Source organism: Nonomuraea sp. NPDC004354, from assembly GCF_053602555.1.
On record NZ_JBSGDV010000003.1, the window covers coordinates 533,683 to 550,185 of the forward strand.

Here is a 16,503-nt window from a genome sequence, read left to right on the forward strand (position 1 = left end):
TACCGGTTCGGCCACCTCGACACGTGAGCGAGCGCCGCCTAACGTAAGTGGATCCTGACATCTGTGGAGGGGCGCATGAGGGTCGCGATCATCGGTGCGGGGTTCGGCGGGCTGTGCATGGCGATCAGGCTCGAGCAGGCGGGCATCGGCTCCTACACGGTCTTCGAGAAGGCGGACGGCCTCGGCGGCACGTGGCGCGACAACACCTATCCGGGAGCGGGCTGCGACATCCCCTCCCAGCTGTATTCGTACTCGTTCGAGAAGGACGCGAGCTGGACGCGCCGCTACCCCGGGCAGCCGGAGATCCTCGCCTACCTGGACCGGTGCGCCGACAAGTACGGCGTCCGGCCGAAGATCCGCTTCGGCGCCGAGGTCGTCGCGGCGGACTTCGACGGGCGGCGCTGGCGGGTCACCACGGGTGAGGGGAGCGAGGAGTTCGACGTCGTGGTGTCGTGCGTGGGCCAGCTGACCCGTCCCGCGTATCCGCCGATCCCTGGACGGGAGAGCTTCGCGGGCGTCGCCTTCCACAGCGCCCGCTGGAACCACGACCACGACCTGACCGGCCGCCGGGTGGCGGTGATCGGCAACGGCTCGTCCGCCGCGCAGTTCATCCCCCGCATCCAGCCGCTGGCCGCCCGTCTCGACGTCTTCCAGCGCACCCCCAACTGGGTCATCCCCAAGCCCGACCCGACGTTCGGGCCGGCGGCGCGGCTCGCCCTGCGCCTGGTCCCCGGCCTGCGGCGGGCCTACCGCGAGTGGATCTACCGGTACGCCGAGGGCACCCTCTACCCCGCCCTCGCCCGCGGCTGGAGCGCCGGCCTGCTGAGGAAGCGGGCGCTCGGCCACCTGCACGCCCAGGTCGCCGATCCGGTCCTGCGGGCCAAGCTCACCCCCCGCTTCCCGGTCGGCTGCAAGCGGGTGGTCATCGACAGCGCGTTCTACCCGGCGCTCACCCGGCCCAACGTGGAGGTCGTCACGGACCCGATCGTCAGGGTCACGCCGGAGGGGGTGCAGACCACCGAGGGCGTGCGCGCGGCCGACACGATCATCTACGCCACGGGCTTCCGCACCACCGAGTTCCTGCAGCCGATCGCGTTCACCGGGCTGGGCGGGGTGTCGCTGACCGACCAGTGGAAGGACGGCGCCGAGGCGTATCTCGGCATCGCGGTGCCGAACTTCCCCAACCTGTTCCTGGTCTACGGGCCGAACACCAACCTCGGCCACAACTCCATCGTCTTCATGATCGAGTGCCAGGTGCGGCACGTCATGGCGTGCCTGCCGTACCTGGAGAGGAACGGGCCGATGGAGGTCAGGCCCGAGGCCATGGCGGCCTGGCGGCGGCAGCTGGCGGCGGCGATGGAGCGGATGGTGTGGGGCGGCGGCTGCCAGAGCTGGTACAAGACCGCCGACGGGCGCGTCGTCAACAACTGGCCGGGACGCGCGGGCCTGTACCGCAGGCTCACCGCTCTCCCGCCGCTCGACGCCTACCGGATAACGTCATCGGCATGACGTCGCATGTGGTGGCTGACACGCACAACGATCTCCTCATGGCGGTCTCGGCGAGACCGCCCGACCGGTGGGCGAACTTCTTCCGCGCCCAATGGCTTCCCCAGCTGCACGCCGGCCGGGTGAACCTCCAGGTCCTGCCGGTGTTCATCTCCTCGGAGTACCGTCCGGAGGGATCACTCAGGCAGACGTTGCGCATGATCGAGTGCGCGCACGTGATCGCCGAGGGCAACCCCGACGAGGTCGCGCTGTGCACGGACGCCGCGCAGATCGACGCGGCCATCGACGCCGGCAGGATCGCGCTGGTGCTGGCGATGGAGAGCATGCCCGGCATCGACGCCAGCGTGGAGCTGATCCCGACGATGCACCGCCTCGGCGTGCGGATCGCCTCGATCGCGCACTGGGGCCGCACCCCGCTGGCCGACGGCAGCGGCGAGGACGCCACCGGCAGCGGCCTCACCTCCCACGGCGTCGAGGCGCTGAAGGAGATGGAGCGGCTGGGCATCCTGTTCGACGTCTCCCACCTGGGCGCCTCGGGCGTCGCGCACGTGCTGGAGCTGGCGACCAAGCCGGTGATGGCGACCCACTCCTCGGCGCGCGCCCTGCGCGACCACCACCGCAACCTGACCGACGAGCAGCTCAGGGGCGTGGCCGGGACCGGCGGCGTGGTCTGCGTGAACTTCCTGGCCGCCTTCCTCACCGAGAACGCCCGCGAGGCCACGCTCGACCACGTGCTCGACCACATCGAGCACATCGCGGGCGTCGTGGGGATCGACCACGTGGGCCTCGGGCCCGACTTCATGGACGAGGTCAGGCGCGACCTCACGCCTCCGTGCTGCGAGAGCGTCACCTCCACCGGTCTCGACGTCGCCGCCGCCGTACCGGGGCTCGAGGGACCCCGCGGCCTGCCGCTGGTCACCGAGGGGCTGCTGGCGCGGGGGCTGCCGGAGGCCGACGTGCACAAGATCGTCGGCGGGAACGTGCACCGGTTCTTCGGAAAGGCGCTGGCGTGATCGAGGATCTGGAGGAACTGGTCGGCTGCGAGTCCTTCTCCAGCGACCTGGAGGCGGTGGCGCGCAGCGCGAAGGTCGTCGCGGCGATGGGCGCGCGCCACCTGGGCGCGCAGCCGGAGACGATCGTCGTCGACGGTGTCACGCACCTGCGGTGGACCTTCGGCGAGCCGAAGGTGCTGCTGCTCGGGCACCACGACACCGTCTGGCCGATCGGCACGCTGGCCACCCACCCGTGGTCGGTGGTGGACGGCATCGCGCGCGGCCCCGGCGTCTTCGACATGAAGGCGGGGCTGGTGCAGATGTTCCACGCGCTGGCCGGGCTGGAGACGCTCGACGGCGTCAGCGTGCTGGTGACGGGTGACGAGGAGGCCGGCTCCATCACCTCGCGCGCGCTGATCGAGGACTCCGCGCGCGGTCTCGCGGCCGCGTTCGTGCTGGAGGCCAGCGCGGACGGCGGCGCGCTCAAGACCGCCCGCAAGGGCACCTCCGACTACACGCTCACCGTGCACGGCAAGGCGGCGCACGCCGGGCTGGAGCCGTGGAAGGGGGCCAACGCGGGGATCGAGCTCGCCCACCAGATCCTCACGATCGCGGGGATGGCGGCGGTGGTGGACTCGGACGAGCCGGGCGGCCCGGCCGGCCCGGGCGGTCCGGGCGGTCCGGGCGGCTCCGGGGACGCGGCGGCGCCGGCAGGCTCCGGCGGGCCGGTCGCGGGAACGACGGTGACGCCGACGGTCCTGTCCGGTGGGACCACCGTGAACACGGTGCCCGCCCTGGCGCACGTCGGGGTGGACGTGCGGGTGCCGACCCTGGCCGCCCAGGCCAAGGTGGACACGCTCATGCGGGCGCTGTCGCCGCGGCTGGAGGGCATCCGGCTGGAGGTGCGCGGCGGGCCGAACCGGCCGCCGATGGAGGCGGCGCAGTCGGCCCGGCTGTTCGCGCTGGCGCAGCGGCTGGCGGAGGAGCTGGGGCTCGGGGCGCTGACGTCGGCCTCGGTGGGCGGCGCCTCGGACGGGAACTTCACCGCCGGCCTGGGCGTGCCGACGCTCGACGGGCTCGGCGCGGTCGGCGGTGGAGCGCACGCGGACCACGAGCACGTCGTGGTGGCGGAGCTGCCGCGCCGGATGGAGCTGCTCAGGGCGCTGGTCCGCGCGGTGCTGGCCGCCTGACCCCGGAGGCCGCGCGGGGCGCCGCTGCCGCGGCGCCCCGCCCGCAACACCCCGCCGCGACACCCCTCCCGCAACACCGCGCCGGCAAGACCGCGCCGGCAAGCCCCTCTTGGTGAGACCCGTCGGTGAGACCCCACAACGAGACCGCGCCGGCAACGCGCCGCCGGCAACACCCCGCCGGCAACACCCTGCCGGCGAGGGTCCGCCGCGCGGGGTGAGAGCGGCCGGCTCGGATAGATTCCCAAGGTGACGACTGTCCAGGTGGAAGTGCGCGAGCTGCACCGGATCGACGAGTTCGCCGACGTGTTCAGGCTGTTCGACGAGATCTGGCACCCCGACCCGGCCAACCCGCCCGTCACCGTCGAGCTGATGCGGGTCCTGTCCCACACGGGAAGCTACGTCGCCGGCGCCTACGCGGGCGACCGCCTGGTGGGCGCATCGGTGGGCATTCTCGCCGCGGGCAACACCCTGCACTCGCACGTCACGGGCGCCGCCCAGGGCGGCAGGGGCATCGGCCAGGCGCTGAAGGCGCACCAGCGCGACTGGTGCGCCCGGCGCGGCATCGACCGCATCACCTGGACCTTCGACCCGCTCGTGCGCCGCAACGCCTACTTCAACCTCGCCAAGCTCGGCGCCCGCCCCGTGGAGTACGTGGAGAACTTCTACGGCCCGATGGCGGACGCGATCAACGAGGGTGACGAGTCCGACCGGCTGGTGGTCGAGTGGCCGGTGAAGGAGCGGGCCCCGGCGCGGGAGCCGTACGAGGGGGTGGTGGCGCTGGAGGAGGAGGACCGGCTGCCGGTCAGGGGGGCGGTGAAGGGGCCGGTGGCGCTGGTCGGGACGCCCGCCGACATCGAGGCCCTGCGCCGCGACGACCCCTCGGCGGCCGTGGCCTGGCGCCTGGCGATGCGTGAGGTGCTGGGCGGGCTGATGGCCGAGGGCGGGCAGGTCGTGGCCTTCACCGGGAACGGTGAATACGTCGTGCTGGCCAGGTTGACCTGAAGCTTGCTTGAGGTTCAAGACTGACTGGTATGAGAGTTGTCGAGGTGACGCGGTTCGGCGGTCCCGAGGTGCTGCGGGCGCGCGAGGTCGGCGATCCGGTGGCGGGGCCGGGACAGGTCGTGGTGGGCGTGGCGGCGGCCGACGTCCTCGCGGTCGAGGCGCAGCTGCGCACGGGCTGGGGCGTCGAGTGGTCCGGGACGCGCCCGCCGTTCGTGCCGGGGACCGGTGTTGCGGGGCACGTGCTGTCGGTCGGTGAGGGGGTGGATCCGGCGTGGCGGGGCCGCAGGGTGGCCGCGATGGTCAGCGGCGGCTACGCCGAGCAGGCGCTGGCCGGGGTGGAGGCGCTGGTGCCGGTGCCCGACGACCTGCCGTTGCCCGAGGCGGCGGCGTTGCTGCAGGTGGGTCCGGCCGCGCTCAGCCTGATCGACGCGGCCGAGCTGAAGCCCGGTACGCGGGTGCTGGTCACCGGCGCGGGCGGCGGGCTCGGCCTGGTGCTGGTCGAGCTGGCCGCGGCGGCGGGCGCCGAGGTCACCGCCGCGGCCACCGCTCCTGACAAGCGGCGCCGGGCCGAGCTGCTCGGGGCGGCGCACACCGAGGTGGCCGGCCCGTTCGAGGTGGTCTTCGACGGCGTGGGCGGCGAGCAGGGTGCCAGGGCGGCCGAGCTGACCGTGCGGGGCGGCAGGTTCTTCGCCTACGGCGTCGCGGCGGGCGGGCCCGCCCCGGTCGACGCCGCCGAGGCCGAGCGGCGCGGGATCACCGTCGTCGGCATGGAGCAGGTGCAGTTCGCGCCAGAGGAGTTCGGGCGGCTGGCCGGGCGGGCCTTCGCTGCGGGGATCACGCCGACGATCGGGCTGGCCGTCCCGCTGGACCGGGCGGCCGAGGCGCACACCGCGATCGAGCGGCGCACGCTCGTGGGCAAGGCGGTCCTGCTGGCCACCTCGCGCGCCGTCCGCTACCGCGAGTACGGCGAGGCGGACGTGCTGACCGTCGACGAGGTGCCCATCCCGGCGCCCGGCCCCGGCCAGGTGCGGGTGGCGGTGCGTGCGGCCGGTGTGAACGCCCTCGACTGGAAGTTCCGCAGGGGCTACATGGTGGTCCCGCTGGAGGAGCCGGCCGGCACGGGGATCGAGGTCTCCGGCACGATCGACGCGCTCGGCGAGGGCGTCGAGGGCTGGTCGGTGGGCCGGCCGGTGTTCGGCAGGGTGGCGACCGGCGGCCTGGCCGACCACGTGCTCGCCGACCCCGCGCAGCTGCTGCCGAAACCGGACCACCTGTCCTACGAGGAGGCCGCGGCGCTGCCCGTGGCCGCGGAGACCGCCGCGCGGACGCTGGCGGAGCTGGACGTCGAGCCCGGCCGGCGGCTGCTGATCCACGCGGTGGCGGGCGGTGTCGGCCTGGTCGCCGCCCAGCTGGCCCGTGCCAGGGGCGTCGAGGTCGTCGGGACGGCCAGCGAGGGCCATCACGCGTTCCTGCGCGACCTCGGTGTCACCCCCGTCACGTACGGCGACGGCTGGGCGGAGCGGGCCGGTCGGGTCGACGCCGTGCTGGACGCCTCCGGCAGGGGCGTGCTGGCCGACTCGGTGCGGCTGACCGGCGACGCGGGCAAGGTGGTCACGATCGCCGATCCGCGGGCGGGCGAGTTCGGCGTGCGCTTCTCGCAGGGCGGCCCGGACCCGGAGCCGGTCCGGCGGGTCGTCGAGTCGGGCGCCGTGCGCATGCCGATCGCCCGGGTGTTCCCGCTGGAACAGGCCGCCGACGCGCACCGGCTGAGCGAGGACGGTCACCTGCTCGGCAAGATCGTCGTGATCACGGAAGCGGACGTTCCGCGATAGGCGGCACACTGGGGGCATGCTCGAAACCTCGGCTCGCCTGCTCAAGCTCCTCTCGCTGCTGCAGGCGCACAGGGAGTGGTCCGGCCCGGAGCTGGCCACCCGTCTGGGCGTCACGACCAGGACGGTGCGCAACGACGTGGAGCGCCTGCGCACCCTCGGCTATCCGGTGCACGCCACCCCGGGCGTGGCGGGCGGCTACCGCCTCGGGGCGGGCGCCGCCCTGCCCCCGCTGCTGCTCGACGACGAGGAGGCGGTGGCGGTCGCGGTCGGCCTCGGCCGGGCGGCCGGCGGCGGGGTGGCGGGCATCGAGGAGAGCTCGGTGCGGGCGCTGGCCAAGCTGGAGCAGGTCCTGCCGGCCAAGCTGCGGCACAGGGTCAGCGCGCTCAACGCCTACACCGTGCAGATCCCCGGCGCGGCGCCCGCGGTGCCGCCGGAGGTGCTGACCACGATCGCCAACGCCGCGCGCGACCACGAGCGGCTGCGCTTCGACTACACCGGTCATGACGGCGCCACCGGCACGCGCGAGGCCGAGCCGTACCGGCTGGTGCACCGGCGCGGGCGCTGGTACCTGGTGGCCTGGGACGTCGAGCGGCGCGACTGGCGGACGTTCAGGGTCGACAGGATCACCACCCGCACCCCGAACGGCCCCCGCTTCACCCCCCGCGAGCTGCCGTTCGACGTGGCCGAGCACGTGGAGCGGGGGGTCAGCACCGCGATGTGGCGCTACCGGGCCAAGGTGCTGGTGCACGCGCCCGCCGACCGGATGGCCGGGCTGCCGACCGGGCTCGACTTCGAGCCGGTCGACGAGCACACCTCGATCGCGCACCTCGGCGGCGACGACCTCACCGGCATCGCGGTCTGGATCGGCATGCTCGACGTCGACTTCGAGGTGATCGAGCCGCCGGAACTGGCCGAGGTGGTCAGCAGGCTGGCGGAGCGTTACCGCAGGGCGGTCAGCGAGCGGTAGGCGGACGGTCAGCGCCCGGGCCGAGGCTCGGTGGCATGACCATTGTCAAGCGAATCGCCGGCGGCGAGGACGACTTCCAGCTCGTACGGCACCTGACCGTGCGCGGCAGCCAGTTCGAGATCGGTAAGGCGCTGGCGCAGGAGGCGCGCACCCGCTCGGGCTGGGCGCCGGGTCCCGCCGACCAGACGGTGAACAGGGCGCGCATGGCCTGGTTCGAGCACTTCTGGCCGCAGCACCACGAACGGCTGGACGGCGTGGCGGCGGCCTTCGACCTCGACCCCGACCGTGACGACCTCATCATGGACGGGTTGAACGCGCTGCCCATGGGCTCGGGCTGCTCGGCGCTGTGGTGCCCGCCCTCGGCCGCGACCGACGGGCACGGCAGGATCGCCCGCAACTACGATTTCTTCACCCTCACCACCAGCGAGATCATGGGCGGGGCCGCGAAACCGGGCGAGCTGCCCATGGCCTCCCGCCCTTACGTGATCACCACGATCCCCGACGAGGGCCCGGCCTCCACCGTCATCACGATGAACGAGCTCGACGGCTGCATGGACGGCGTCAACGCGGCGGGTCTCGCGGTCGTGCTGCTCATCGCGGACGTCGCCCATGCCGCGCCGCCCGAGTCGGCCGACCCGCGGGTGGGGCTCAGCTCGGTGCAGCTGCCCAGGTTCGTGCTGGACACCTGCGAGAACGTCGAGCAGGCCAAGCGGGCGCTGCTGATGGCCAAGCACTACGACCACGGCCTGCCCCTGCACTACCTGATCGCCGACGCCGCGGGGAAGGCGTTCGTGTGGGAGAGCGAGCGCATCATCGACGCGGGCGACGCGCCGATGTGCGTGACCAACCACCCGCTGCACCGCCACCCCGACCCCATGGCGCTGCCCGACGACGACGAGACCACGATGGACACCTTCGACCGGTTGCGCAGGCTGCACGAGCGGAGCAGGGACGTGCCGCTGTCGGCCGAGCGCCTGTCGGGCGCGCTGGGCGAGGTCGCCGCCGGAGCGGACAAGCCGTGGCGCACCACGTGGACGAGCGTGCTCGACACCAGGGACAGGACGCTGACCGCCCGCTTCTATCTCGGCGACGCCCCGGAGGGCGGCACCAGGTTCACCGGGGAGCTGCGCTTCGAGATCAGGCCCGACTCGTAGGCGATGACCACCAGCTGGGCGCGGTCGCGCGCGCCCAGCTTCACCATGGCCCTGCTGACGTGGGTCTTGGCGGTGAACGGGCTGATCACCATGTGGGCGGCGATCTCGTCGTTGGACAGGCCGCGCCCGACCAGCGCCAGCACCTCCCGCTCGCGCCTGGTCAGCGAGCCGAGGTCGGTCACCTGCCGCACGGGGGCGCGCTGGACGAACTCGTCCATCAGCCGGCGCGTGATCGCGGGCGACAGCAGCGCGTCTCCCCTGGCCGCCACCCTGATGCCGGACAGCAGGTCGGCCGGGTCGGTGTCCTTGAGCAGGAAGCCGGCCGCGCCCGCGCGCAGCGCGTCGAGCACGTACTCGTCGACGCCGTAGTTGGTCAGCATCACCACGTGCACGCCTGCCAGGCGCTCGTCGGAGGCGATGCGCCTGGTGGCCTCGATGCCGTCCATGACGGGCATCTGGATGTCGAGGAGCGCGACGTGCGGCTGGTGCCGTACGGCCAGCTCGACGGCCTGGCGGCCGTCGGCCGCCTCGCCGACCACCCGCAGGTCGTCCTCGGCGTCCAGCAGCGCCCGGAACCCGGCCCTGATCAGCGCCTGGTCGTCGGCGAGCAGCACGTTGATCATGACTGCGCCGCCGGGAGCTCGGCCCTGACGGTGAAGCCGCCCTCGGGTCGCGGTCCGGTGCGCAGCCGGCCGCCGAGCGCGGTGACGCGCTCGCGCATGCCTGTCAGGCCGACACCCGGCTGGTGTCCGTGTTCCGGTACGGCGGTGCCGTCGTCGTCGATCTGCACGACCACCTCGTCAGGCAGGTATCCGATGCGCACGGAGGCGGAGGCGGGCCCCGCGTGCCTGGTGATGTTGGTCAGCGCCTCCTGGACGATGCGGTAGGCGGCCCTGCCGACCTCGGCGGGCACCGGCCGCGGCGATCCGCTGACCTCGACGTTGGCGGGCAACCCCGCCGCGCGGGCCCGTTCGACCAGGTCGGGCACCTGCTCGAGGCCGCTGCCGTCGGGCGCGCGCAGCACTTCCAGCGTGGCGCGCAGCTCGCGCATCGCGTCGGCGCTGGCCTGCTGGATGGCGGTCAGCGCGGCGGGCACCTCCTCGCCCCGCTTGCGGGCCAGGTGCGCGGCCACGCCGGCCTGCACCTTGATGATCGAGATGCTGTGGGTGAGGGAGTCGTGCAGCTCGCGGGCGATGCGCAGCCGTTCCTCCCCCGCGCGGCGCAGGGCGGTCTCCTCGCGGGTTCGCTCGGCCTCCGTCGCACGCTGCTCGACCTGCTCCAGGTAGTGGCTCCAGGCGCGCTTGGCCTCGCCGATCACCGCGGCCGCCACGAGCCAGCCCACCAGCAGCACCCTGCCCTCGATGGCCGCCCTGGGCGGCAGCGCCGTCGTCGAGTCCTGCCCGAAGGCGAACATGCCGGTCAGGAAGACCACGATGCCGGCCAGGGCGGCCGGGTGCCGGCCCTGCCTGACCGTGGTGTAGACGGCGATGAGGACGGGGAAGACGGCCGCCGCGCCGGGGTGGGCGCGGGCGCTGTAGGCCAGCATGCAGGCGACGGTGACGGCCAGCACCGCGACGGGGTGGCGGCGCCGGAGCGCGAGCACGAGCGTGCCGCCCAGCAGCAGCGCGTAGTCCAGCGGGGCCAAGCCCGGCGAGAGCAGCAGCTCACCGCCCACCTGCGCCGCCGCCACCACCACGGCGAGCAGCGCGTCCCGATCGAGCCTCATACCGGCACAATAGAGGCAGCCGCCGGGCCGGACGTCGTACGCAGGGAGTACTTCGTGCGCGTGACGACAGTCGGGCCGTGCCCCCGTCAGTGTGGCGGCATGACCCGATACGTCACTCCCGTGGGCAAGAACGTCCGCAGCGGTCCCGTCGGCCAGATCTACGCGCAGCTCAAGACGGACTTCGGGTTCGTCGGCGAGATGTTCATGAGCCTCTCCCCCGCGCCCGAGGTGCTGGCCGCCACCTGGGCGCTGCTGCGCGAGTCGCTGCTGGCCGGCCCCTCGTCCAGGACCGACAAGGAGGTCATCGCGCTCGGCGTCTCGCTGGCCAACCGGTGCCCGTTCTGCGTCGACGCGCACACCGTGCTCCTGCACGCCACGGGCGACCACGCGCTGGGCGAGGCGATCGCGCGCGGCGAGCGGCCCGCCGACCCGCACCACGCGACGCTGCTGGCGTGGGCGCGGCGCGAGCGCCCGGCCGCGCTGCCGGCCGACCACGTGGGCACGGCACTGGCCTTCCACTTCATCAACAGGATGGTGTCGGCGCTGGTGGGCGAGAACCTGTTTCCCGCCGGCGCCGCCACCTCGCCGGTGGTACGGCGGGCGGCCGGCACGGCGATGGCCCGCGTCGTGCGCCGGCGGCTCGTGGCGGGAGAGAGCCTGCCGCTGCTGGCGCTCGGCCGCCGGCCGGCGGGCCCGGAGCCCGCGTGGGCGGACGGCTCCCCCGTCGGCACGGCGTACGCGGCCCTCCGGCAGGCGGCGGAGGGCCGGGTCCTCGGCGAGCGTGCGAGGGCGGTCGTCAGGGCGGCCGTCGAGGAGCACGACGCCACGCATCCGCCGCTCGGCACCGCGTGGCTGGACGGCCCGCTGGCGGAGCTGCCTGCCGACGAGCGACCGGCGGTGAGGCTGGCGTTGCTGGGGGCGCTGGCGCCGTACCGGATCACCGAGGCGGACGTGGCGGCGTGGCCGGCGCCCGACGCCGACCTGGTGCGGCTGCTGGCCTTCGGCGCGTTCGCCGCTGTCGAGCACGTGGAGCGGGAGATCATCCGGGGGGTGCCAGGTACTCCTCCCGCACCTTCGAGCGCGACAGCTTCCCCGTCGGCGTCCGCGGCAGCTCCGTCCGGAACTCGATGACCTTGGGGTGCTTGAACCTGGCGATCCGCGGCTCCAGGTGGGCGCGCAGTTCCTCCTCCGTGACCGGCGCGTGCGGTTGCACCAACGCCACGACGTTGTGGCCCCACTCCTCGTCGGGCACGCCGATGACGGCGGCGTCGGCGACCGCAGGGTGTTCGAGCAGCGCGGCCTCGATCTCGGCGGGGTAGATGTTGACCCCGCCCGAGATGATCAGGTCGGTGCGCCGGTCACACAGGAACAGGTAGCCGTCCTCGTCGAGGTAGCCGATGTCGCCCGGGGCGTACCACTCGCCGCGCATGCTGGCGGCGGTCTTGGCCGGGTCCTTGCGGTACTCGAAGGTGCCGAGGCCGGACTTGACGTGGATCATGCCGGGCTCGCCCGGGGGCAGCTCCTCGCCGCGCTCGTCGAGGATCTTCGCCTCGAAGGTGGGCGCGGGCCTGCCGACCGTGCCCGGCCGGGCCAGCCATTCGTGCGGCTTGACCGAGAAGGCGATGGTCGACTCGGTCGAGCCGTAGTACTCGTAGAGCACCGGCCCCCACCAATCCATGATCGCCTTCTTGACGGCCACGGGGCAGGCCGCGGCGGTGTGGATCACCTGCCGGAGCGAGGACACGTCGTAGCTCTTCCTGACCTCCTCGGGCAGCAGGAGCATCCGGTGGAACATCGTGGGCACCATCATCGCGTTGGTGACCCGGTACCTGTCGATCAGCTCCAGGATCGGCTCGGGGTCGAAGCGCGGCGCGATGACCAGCGTGTGGCCGAGGTGCAGCGCGAACTGCGTGTGCGCGCACGGCGCGGAGTGGTACATGGGCGAGGTGACCAGGTGCACGCCGTCGCCGGCCCGCAGGTCGACCACCTCGCCGAGGAACCACGCGTACAGCGGCAGGACGGCCTCCGGCGCGGCCCCCGGCAGCGGGCGCTGCACGCCCTTCGGGAAGCCCGTGGTGCCCGAGGTGTACCACATGACCGCGCCCGCGGTGCGGTCGCCGGGGGCGCCGGACGGCATGCCCTCGGCCAGCGCGGCCACGTCCTCGGGCCCGGTGACGAGCACCTTGGCGTCGCAGTCGCCGAGGATGTAGTCGATCTCGGCCTGGGCGAGATGCCAGTTGACCGGCACGTAGTAGAGGCCGATCTGGCCGGTGGCCATGAGCATGACGACCGGGTCGACGCCGTTGCGCAGCACGCCCGCCACGACGTCGCCGGTGACCAGGCCGCGGGCGCGCAGGCCGTGGGAGACCTGGTTGACGCGGGCGAGCAGCTCTCCGTAGGTGGTGCGCGGCTCGGCCACCGCCAGGCGTCCCGGGTCGGCGGCGGCCGTCTCGTAGAACCCGTTCATCACAGCTCCAGCAGGTGGGCCAGCCGCTCGCGGTGCGTGCGGGGCGGGCCGAGCAGGACCTCGTCGGTCTTGGCCCGCTTGTAGTACAGGTGAGCGTCGTGCTCCCAGGTGAACCCGATGCCGCCGTGCAGGAGCAGGTGGTCGCGGGCCACCTCGAAGCAGGCCCTGCCGACGTAGGCCTGGGCGAGGGCGGCGGCCTCCGGCAGCTCGCCGGGCGCCGCGTCGGCCGCCCACGCCGCGTAGCGGACGATCGACTCGGCCTGCTCGAGCTTGGCGTGCATGTCGGCGAGCTTGTGCTTGACGCCCTGGTAGGAGCCGATGTACCGGCCGAAGGCGACGCGGATCTTGGCGTAGGCCACGATGGCGTCGAGGCAGGCCCGCATGACGCCCAGCTGCTCGGCGGCGAGGGCGACCGAGAACAGGCTCCGTGCCTGCTCCAGCGCGGCCCCGTCGTCCGGCGCGCCGAGCACCCTGGCCGGCGCGCCCGCGAGCACGACCTCGGCCATGCTCCTGGTCTGGTCGAGGGGGGTCAGCGGCAGGCGGGTGACGCCCTGGCCGTCGAGTTCGATCGCGGCCAGCGTGACGCCGTCGTGGCGGGTGACCGGCACCAGCAGCACGTCGGCCTCGGCGGCGTCGAGCACCTGCGGCAGCCGGCCGTCCACCAGCGCCCGGCCGTCGCGGAGGGTGACGAGCGGCTCGCCGCCCGCCGCCAGCGGCGCGACCGTGGCCGTGAGGCGTCCCTCCGCGATGGCGGTGAGCAGTTCCTTGTCGGGCAGGCGGGTCAGGGTGAGGGCGGCCAGCGTGGTGGCGAGGAAGGGGCCGGGCAGCAGCGCCGCGCCCGTCTCCTCCAGCACGACGGCGAGTTCGGTCATGCCGGCGCCGGCGCCGCCGTACTCCTCGGGGATGATCAGGCCGGACAGGCCGAGCTCCCCGTTGAGCCGGGCGTAGACGGCGGGCGAGTGTCCCTCGCGCGGTGAGACGGTCCGCAGGAAGGAGCCGACCGTCGCGCGCAGCTCCTGCTGTTCCTTGCCGAGTACGAGCTTCACCCCTGCGTCCCCACCTTCAGGTCCTTGAACGGCACGGTCTTGTCCACGCGCGGCTCGGGCGGCAGGCCGAGGACGCGTTCGCCGACGATGTTGCGCATGATCTCGTTCGTGCCGCCGCCCAGGGCCATGGCGGGCGCCAGGCACAGGGCGTGCGACAGGCGCTCGTCGACCACGGCCTCGGGTCCGACCAGCGACGTGGCGAGGTCGGCCTGGAACAGCGTGAGCTCGGCCAGCAGCAGCTTGGCCGCGCTGCCCCGCGCGCCGGGGAAGATCCCCGCCCGGGTCTCCTGGGCCAGCCGCTGGTTGAACAGCGAGAGCGCACGGGTGCGGATGTGCAGCTCGACGAGCTGGTCGCGGACGTAAGGATCGCCGGTGTCGACGACCTGGCGCAGCTCGGCCAGCCAGTCGACGCCGCCGCCCATGCCGACGCCCGCGGAGATCGACAGCCGCTCGTGCAGCAGCGTCGTCACCGCCACGCTCCAGCCGTCGTCGACCTCGCCGATCCGGTGGGCGTCGGGGACGGTCACGTCGTCGAAGAAGACCTCGTTGAAGTGCGCCCGCCCGGTCATGTCCTTGAGCGGCCTGACGGTGACGCCGGGGTGGTGCATGTCGACGGCGAACATCGTCAACCCCTTGTGCTTGGGCACCTCGACGTCCGTCCTGGCCAGCAGCAGGCCCCAGTCGGCCTCCTGGGCGACCGAGGTCCAGACCTTCTGCCCGTTGACGACCCAGCCGTCGCCGTCGCGTACGGCCCGCGTCTGCAGGCTGGCCACGTCGCTGCCGGCGCCCGGCTCGGAGAACAGCTGGCACCAGACCTCCTCGCCGCGCAGCAGGGGCCTGATGAAGCGCTCGCGCTGGGCGTCGCTGCCCCGGTCGAGGATCGTCGGCCCGCACATGCCGAGGCCGATGGAGAAGATGTAGGTGGGCAGCGTGTAGGCGCGGGCCTCGGCGGTGAAGGCGCGCTCCTCCGCCTGGGTGAGTCCCTGGCCGCCCCACCGCCGCGGCCAGGTGATGCCCGAGTAGCCGGCGTCGTGCAGCCTGGCCATGAACTCCCTGGCGTCGCCGGTGCGGCCGGCGTTCTCGGCCAGCCAGCTCCTGGCGGCGCTCCGATACTCCTCAAGGTTCACGGGCCCTCCTCGGTATCAGTGCTCACTTACTCTAATCAGCCCGCCTCCACCCGCCTAGTGCAGAGATTTGTCCTGATTTGTTAATGAATCTCCGTTAATTAGAGCCGAGGGCACCTAGTGTGATCATCTGATTACCAGGGGGAGAGGTGTGATCGCACGGTACGCAGGTTCGGTCCGTTCACGGCTGACGCTGATCGCGACGGTCGGCGTGGCCGCGCTCTGCGTCCTGGTCAACAGCCTCGTCCTCGTCGGCCTGCACAAGGCCGCGGTGGACTACCGGACCCAGGAGGTCACCAGCGCGGCCCTGCGCGTGGTCCACCTGGTCAAGCGCGGCGACCTGACCTCCGTGATCGTCACCGACGTCGAGGGCATCCAGGTGATCAACCTCGACGGCGAGGTGGTGGCCTCCACGGCCAACCTGATGGGCAAGGACCGGCTGCTCACCCTCATGCCGGACGAGGACAGCGCCAGCCGTACGGAGGTGGTGTGCGGGCTGACGGTGTTCGATCCGCCGTGCCAGATCGTCACCGTCTTCAGGGTCTACGAGATCGAGGGCGACTGGCTGGTGTACGCCTTCGGCGACACCGTGCCCTGGTACGTGCATCCGTGGGTGCTGGCGTTCCTGATCGGCATCTCGGCGGCGCTCACCGTGCTGACCTGGTTCGGCACCTCCCGCACGGTCGAGAGGACCCTCGCGCCCGTCGAGGCGATCAGGCAGAAGCTGGACGAGATCACCGCCACCGACCTGGGCCAGCGGGTGCCGGTCCCACCCAACCCCGACGAGCTGCACGCTCTGGCCAGGACCGCCAACAGGACGCTCGACCGGCTGGAGGCGGCGGTGGAGCAGCAGCGCAGGTTCGCCTCCGACGCCTCCCACGACCTGCGCAGCCCCATCACCGCCATGCGCGCGCAGGTGGAGGAGGCACTGCTGCACCCCGGCGACGCCGACTGGGAGGAGATCGCCCGCGCGCTGCTGGCCAGCCTCGACCGGCTGCAGGCCATCGTGACCGACCTGCTCACCCTCGCCAGGCTGGACGCCGGTGAGCCCCAGACGGTCGAGACGGTGGACCTGGCGCAGCTGGTGACCGACGAGCTGCGCGGCCGGCCCCACGGCAAGGAGGTCAAGCTCGACCTGCGTCCCGACGTGGTCGTGGACGGCGACCGGCTCAGGCTCGCCCGCCTGCTCACCAACCTGCTGGACAACGCCGAACGCCACGCCGAGACCGCGCTCACCGTCTCGGTCTACAACGAGGGCTCCGACGCGGTGCTGGAGGTCCTCGACGACGGCGCCGGCATCCCGCCGGACCAGCGGGAGTTCGTCTTCCGCCGCTTCACCAGGCTCGACGCCTCCCGCAACCGCGACGCCGGAGGCACCGGGCTCGGCCTGGCCATCGCGCGCGAGATCGCCCAGACCCACGGCGGCTCGCTGGGACTGGCCGACTCCGACACCGGCGCGCGCTTCGTACTCCGGCTGCCCGCGAAGGCGGGCTGAGC

General features: G+C 73.1%; 14 protein-coding genes. 9 read left to right on the forward strand and 5 right to left on the reverse strand.

The annotated features are described in order from the left end of the window. Positions 1 to 75: 75 nt before the first annotated feature. From ACWENQ_RS13215 to ACWENQ_RS13245, 7 genes are all read left to right on the forward strand, one after another. On the forward strand, positions 76 to 1,509 hold the full coding sequence (locus tag ACWENQ_RS13215) for a flavin-containing monooxygenase (protein WP_452414260.1): 1,434 nt from the start codon (positions 76 to 78) through the stop codon (positions 1,507 to 1,509). Beyond that, on the forward strand, positions 1,506 to 2,519 hold the full coding sequence (locus tag ACWENQ_RS13220; RefSeq protein WP_452414261.1) for a dipeptidase: 1,014 nt from the start codon (positions 1,506 to 1,508) through the stop codon (positions 2,517 to 2,519). Before ACWENQ_RS13215 ends, ACWENQ_RS13220 begins: the two co-directional genes overlap by 4 nt. Beyond that, the gene (locus ACWENQ_RS13225) at positions 2,516 to 3,688 is read left to right on the forward strand and encodes a M20 family metallopeptidase (RefSeq protein ID WP_452414263.1); all 1,173 of its coding nucleotides are present in this window, start codon (positions 2,516 to 2,518) and stop codon (positions 3,686 to 3,688) included. The genes ACWENQ_RS13220 and ACWENQ_RS13225 overlap by 4 nt, the downstream gene beginning before the upstream one ends. A gap of 246 nt (positions 3,689 to 3,934) precedes the next feature. Next, on the forward strand, positions 3,935 to 4,690 hold the full coding sequence (locus tag ACWENQ_RS13230; protein ID WP_449924586.1) for a GNAT family N-acetyltransferase: 756 nt from the start codon (positions 3,935 to 3,937) through the stop codon (positions 4,688 to 4,690). Between the two features lie 29 nt (positions 4,691 to 4,719). Further along, positions 4,720 to 6,522 carry a zinc-binding dehydrogenase gene (locus ACWENQ_RS13235; RefSeq protein WP_452414264.1) on the forward strand — a complete coding sequence of 601 codons (1,803 nt, stop codon included), beginning with the start codon at positions 4,720 to 4,722 and terminating at the stop codon, positions 6,520 to 6,522. Between the two features lie 16 nt (positions 6,523 to 6,538). Next, positions 6,539 to 7,489 carry a helix-turn-helix transcriptional regulator gene (locus ACWENQ_RS13240; protein WP_354904613.1) on the forward strand — a complete coding sequence of 317 codons (951 nt, stop codon included), beginning with the start codon at positions 6,539 to 6,541 and terminating at the stop codon, positions 7,487 to 7,489. 35 nt (positions 7,490 to 7,524) lie between these two features. After that, positions 7,525 to 8,643, forward strand: a complete 1,119-nt coding sequence (locus tag ACWENQ_RS13245; RefSeq protein WP_452414265.1) for a C45 family autoproteolytic acyltransferase/hydolase — start codon at positions 7,525 to 7,527, stop codon at positions 8,641 to 8,643. On the opposite strand, the gene ACWENQ_RS13250 is transcribed toward ACWENQ_RS13245, so the two are convergent. Together ACWENQ_RS13250 and ACWENQ_RS13255 are read right to left on the reverse strand one after the other, a co-directional pair. Next, positions 8,568 to 9,266: a response regulator gene (locus tag ACWENQ_RS13250; RefSeq protein ID WP_452414267.1), complete on the reverse strand. Its 699-nt coding sequence runs from the start codon at positions 9,264 to 9,266 to the stop codon at positions 8,568 to 8,570. The genes ACWENQ_RS13245 and ACWENQ_RS13250 overlap by 76 nt on opposite strands. Then, on the reverse strand, positions 9,263 to 10,369 hold the full coding sequence (locus tag ACWENQ_RS13255; RefSeq protein WP_449924596.1) for a sensor histidine kinase: 1,107 nt from the start codon (positions 10,367 to 10,369) through the stop codon (positions 9,263 to 9,265). Before ACWENQ_RS13255 ends, ACWENQ_RS13250 begins: the two co-directional genes overlap by 4 nt. A 99-nt stretch (positions 10,370 to 10,468) precedes the next feature. Between ACWENQ_RS13255 and ACWENQ_RS13260 the strand changes: the two genes are divergently transcribed. Next, on the forward strand, positions 10,469 to 11,500 hold the full coding sequence (locus tag ACWENQ_RS13260) for a carboxymuconolactone decarboxylase family protein (RefSeq protein WP_452414268.1): 1,032 nt from the start codon (positions 10,469 to 10,471) through the stop codon (positions 11,498 to 11,500). Here the strand turns inward: ACWENQ_RS13260 and ACWENQ_RS13265 are convergent. The 3 genes from ACWENQ_RS13265 to ACWENQ_RS13275 are packed head-to-tail and all read right to left on the reverse strand — an operon-like array spanning position 11,409 to position 15,009. Next, complete coding sequence (locus ACWENQ_RS13265) at positions 11,409 to 12,836, reverse strand: AMP-binding protein (protein WP_452414270.1); 1,428 nt, start codon at positions 12,834 to 12,836, stop codon at positions 11,409 to 11,411. The genes ACWENQ_RS13260 and ACWENQ_RS13265 overlap by 92 nt on opposite strands. Then, positions 12,836 to 13,882 carry an acyl-CoA dehydrogenase family protein gene (locus ACWENQ_RS13270; protein ID WP_449924604.1) on the reverse strand — a complete coding sequence of 349 codons (1,047 nt, stop codon included), beginning with the start codon at positions 13,880 to 13,882 and terminating at the stop codon, positions 12,836 to 12,838. The genes ACWENQ_RS13265 and ACWENQ_RS13270 overlap by 1 nt, the downstream gene beginning before the upstream one ends. After that, the gene (locus tag ACWENQ_RS13275; RefSeq protein WP_449924606.1) at positions 13,879 to 15,009 is read right to left on the reverse strand and encodes an acyl-CoA dehydrogenase family protein; all 1,131 of its coding nucleotides are present in this window, start codon (positions 15,007 to 15,009) and stop codon (positions 13,879 to 13,881) included. The genes ACWENQ_RS13270 and ACWENQ_RS13275 overlap by 4 nt, the downstream gene beginning before the upstream one ends. Before the next feature lie 148 nt (positions 15,010 to 15,157). On the opposite strand from ACWENQ_RS13275, the gene ACWENQ_RS13280 reads away from it, so the two are divergent. Beyond that, on the forward strand, positions 15,158 to 16,501 hold the full coding sequence (locus ACWENQ_RS13280) for an ATP-binding protein (protein ID WP_449924609.1): 1,344 nt from the start codon (positions 15,158 to 15,160) through the stop codon (positions 16,499 to 16,501). Positions 16,502 to 16,503: the final 2 nt, after the last annotated feature.

Excerpts from the sequence above, each read along its gene's own strand:
- ACWENQ_RS13220 (WP_452414261.1), top strand. The coding sequence starts at position 1,506 with ATGACGTCGCATGTGGTGGCTGACACGCACAACGATCTCCTCATGGCG.
- ACWENQ_RS13215 (WP_452414260.1), top strand. The coding sequence starts at position 76 with ATGAGGGTCGCGATCATCGGTGCGGGGTTCGGCGGGCTGTGCATGGCG.
- ACWENQ_RS13260 (WP_452414268.1), top strand. The coding sequence starts at position 10,469 with ATGACCCGATACGTCACTCCCGTGGGCAAGAACGTCCGCAGCGGTCCC.
- ACWENQ_RS13265 (WP_452414270.1), bottom strand. The coding sequence starts at position 12,836 with ATGAACGGGTTCTACGAGACGGCCGCCGCCGACCCGGGACGCCTGGCG.
- ACWENQ_RS13240 (WP_354904613.1), top strand. The coding sequence starts at position 6,539 with ATGCTCGAAACCTCGGCTCGCCTGCTCAAGCTCCTCTCGCTGCTGCAG.
- ACWENQ_RS13235 (WP_452414264.1), top strand. The coding sequence starts at position 4,720 with ATGAGAGTTGTCGAGGTGACGCGGTTCGGCGGTCCCGAGGTGCTGCGG.
- ACWENQ_RS13250 (WP_452414267.1), bottom strand. The coding sequence starts at position 9,266 with ATGATCAACGTGCTGCTCGCCGACGACCAGGCGCTGATCAGGGCCGGG.
- ACWENQ_RS13245 (WP_452414265.1), top strand. The coding sequence starts at position 7,525 with ATGACCATTGTCAAGCGAATCGCCGGCGGCGAGGACGACTTCCAGCTC.
- ACWENQ_RS13255 (WP_449924596.1), bottom strand. The coding sequence starts at position 10,369 with ATGAGGCTCGATCGGGACGCGCTGCTCGCCGTGGTGGTGGCGGCGGCG.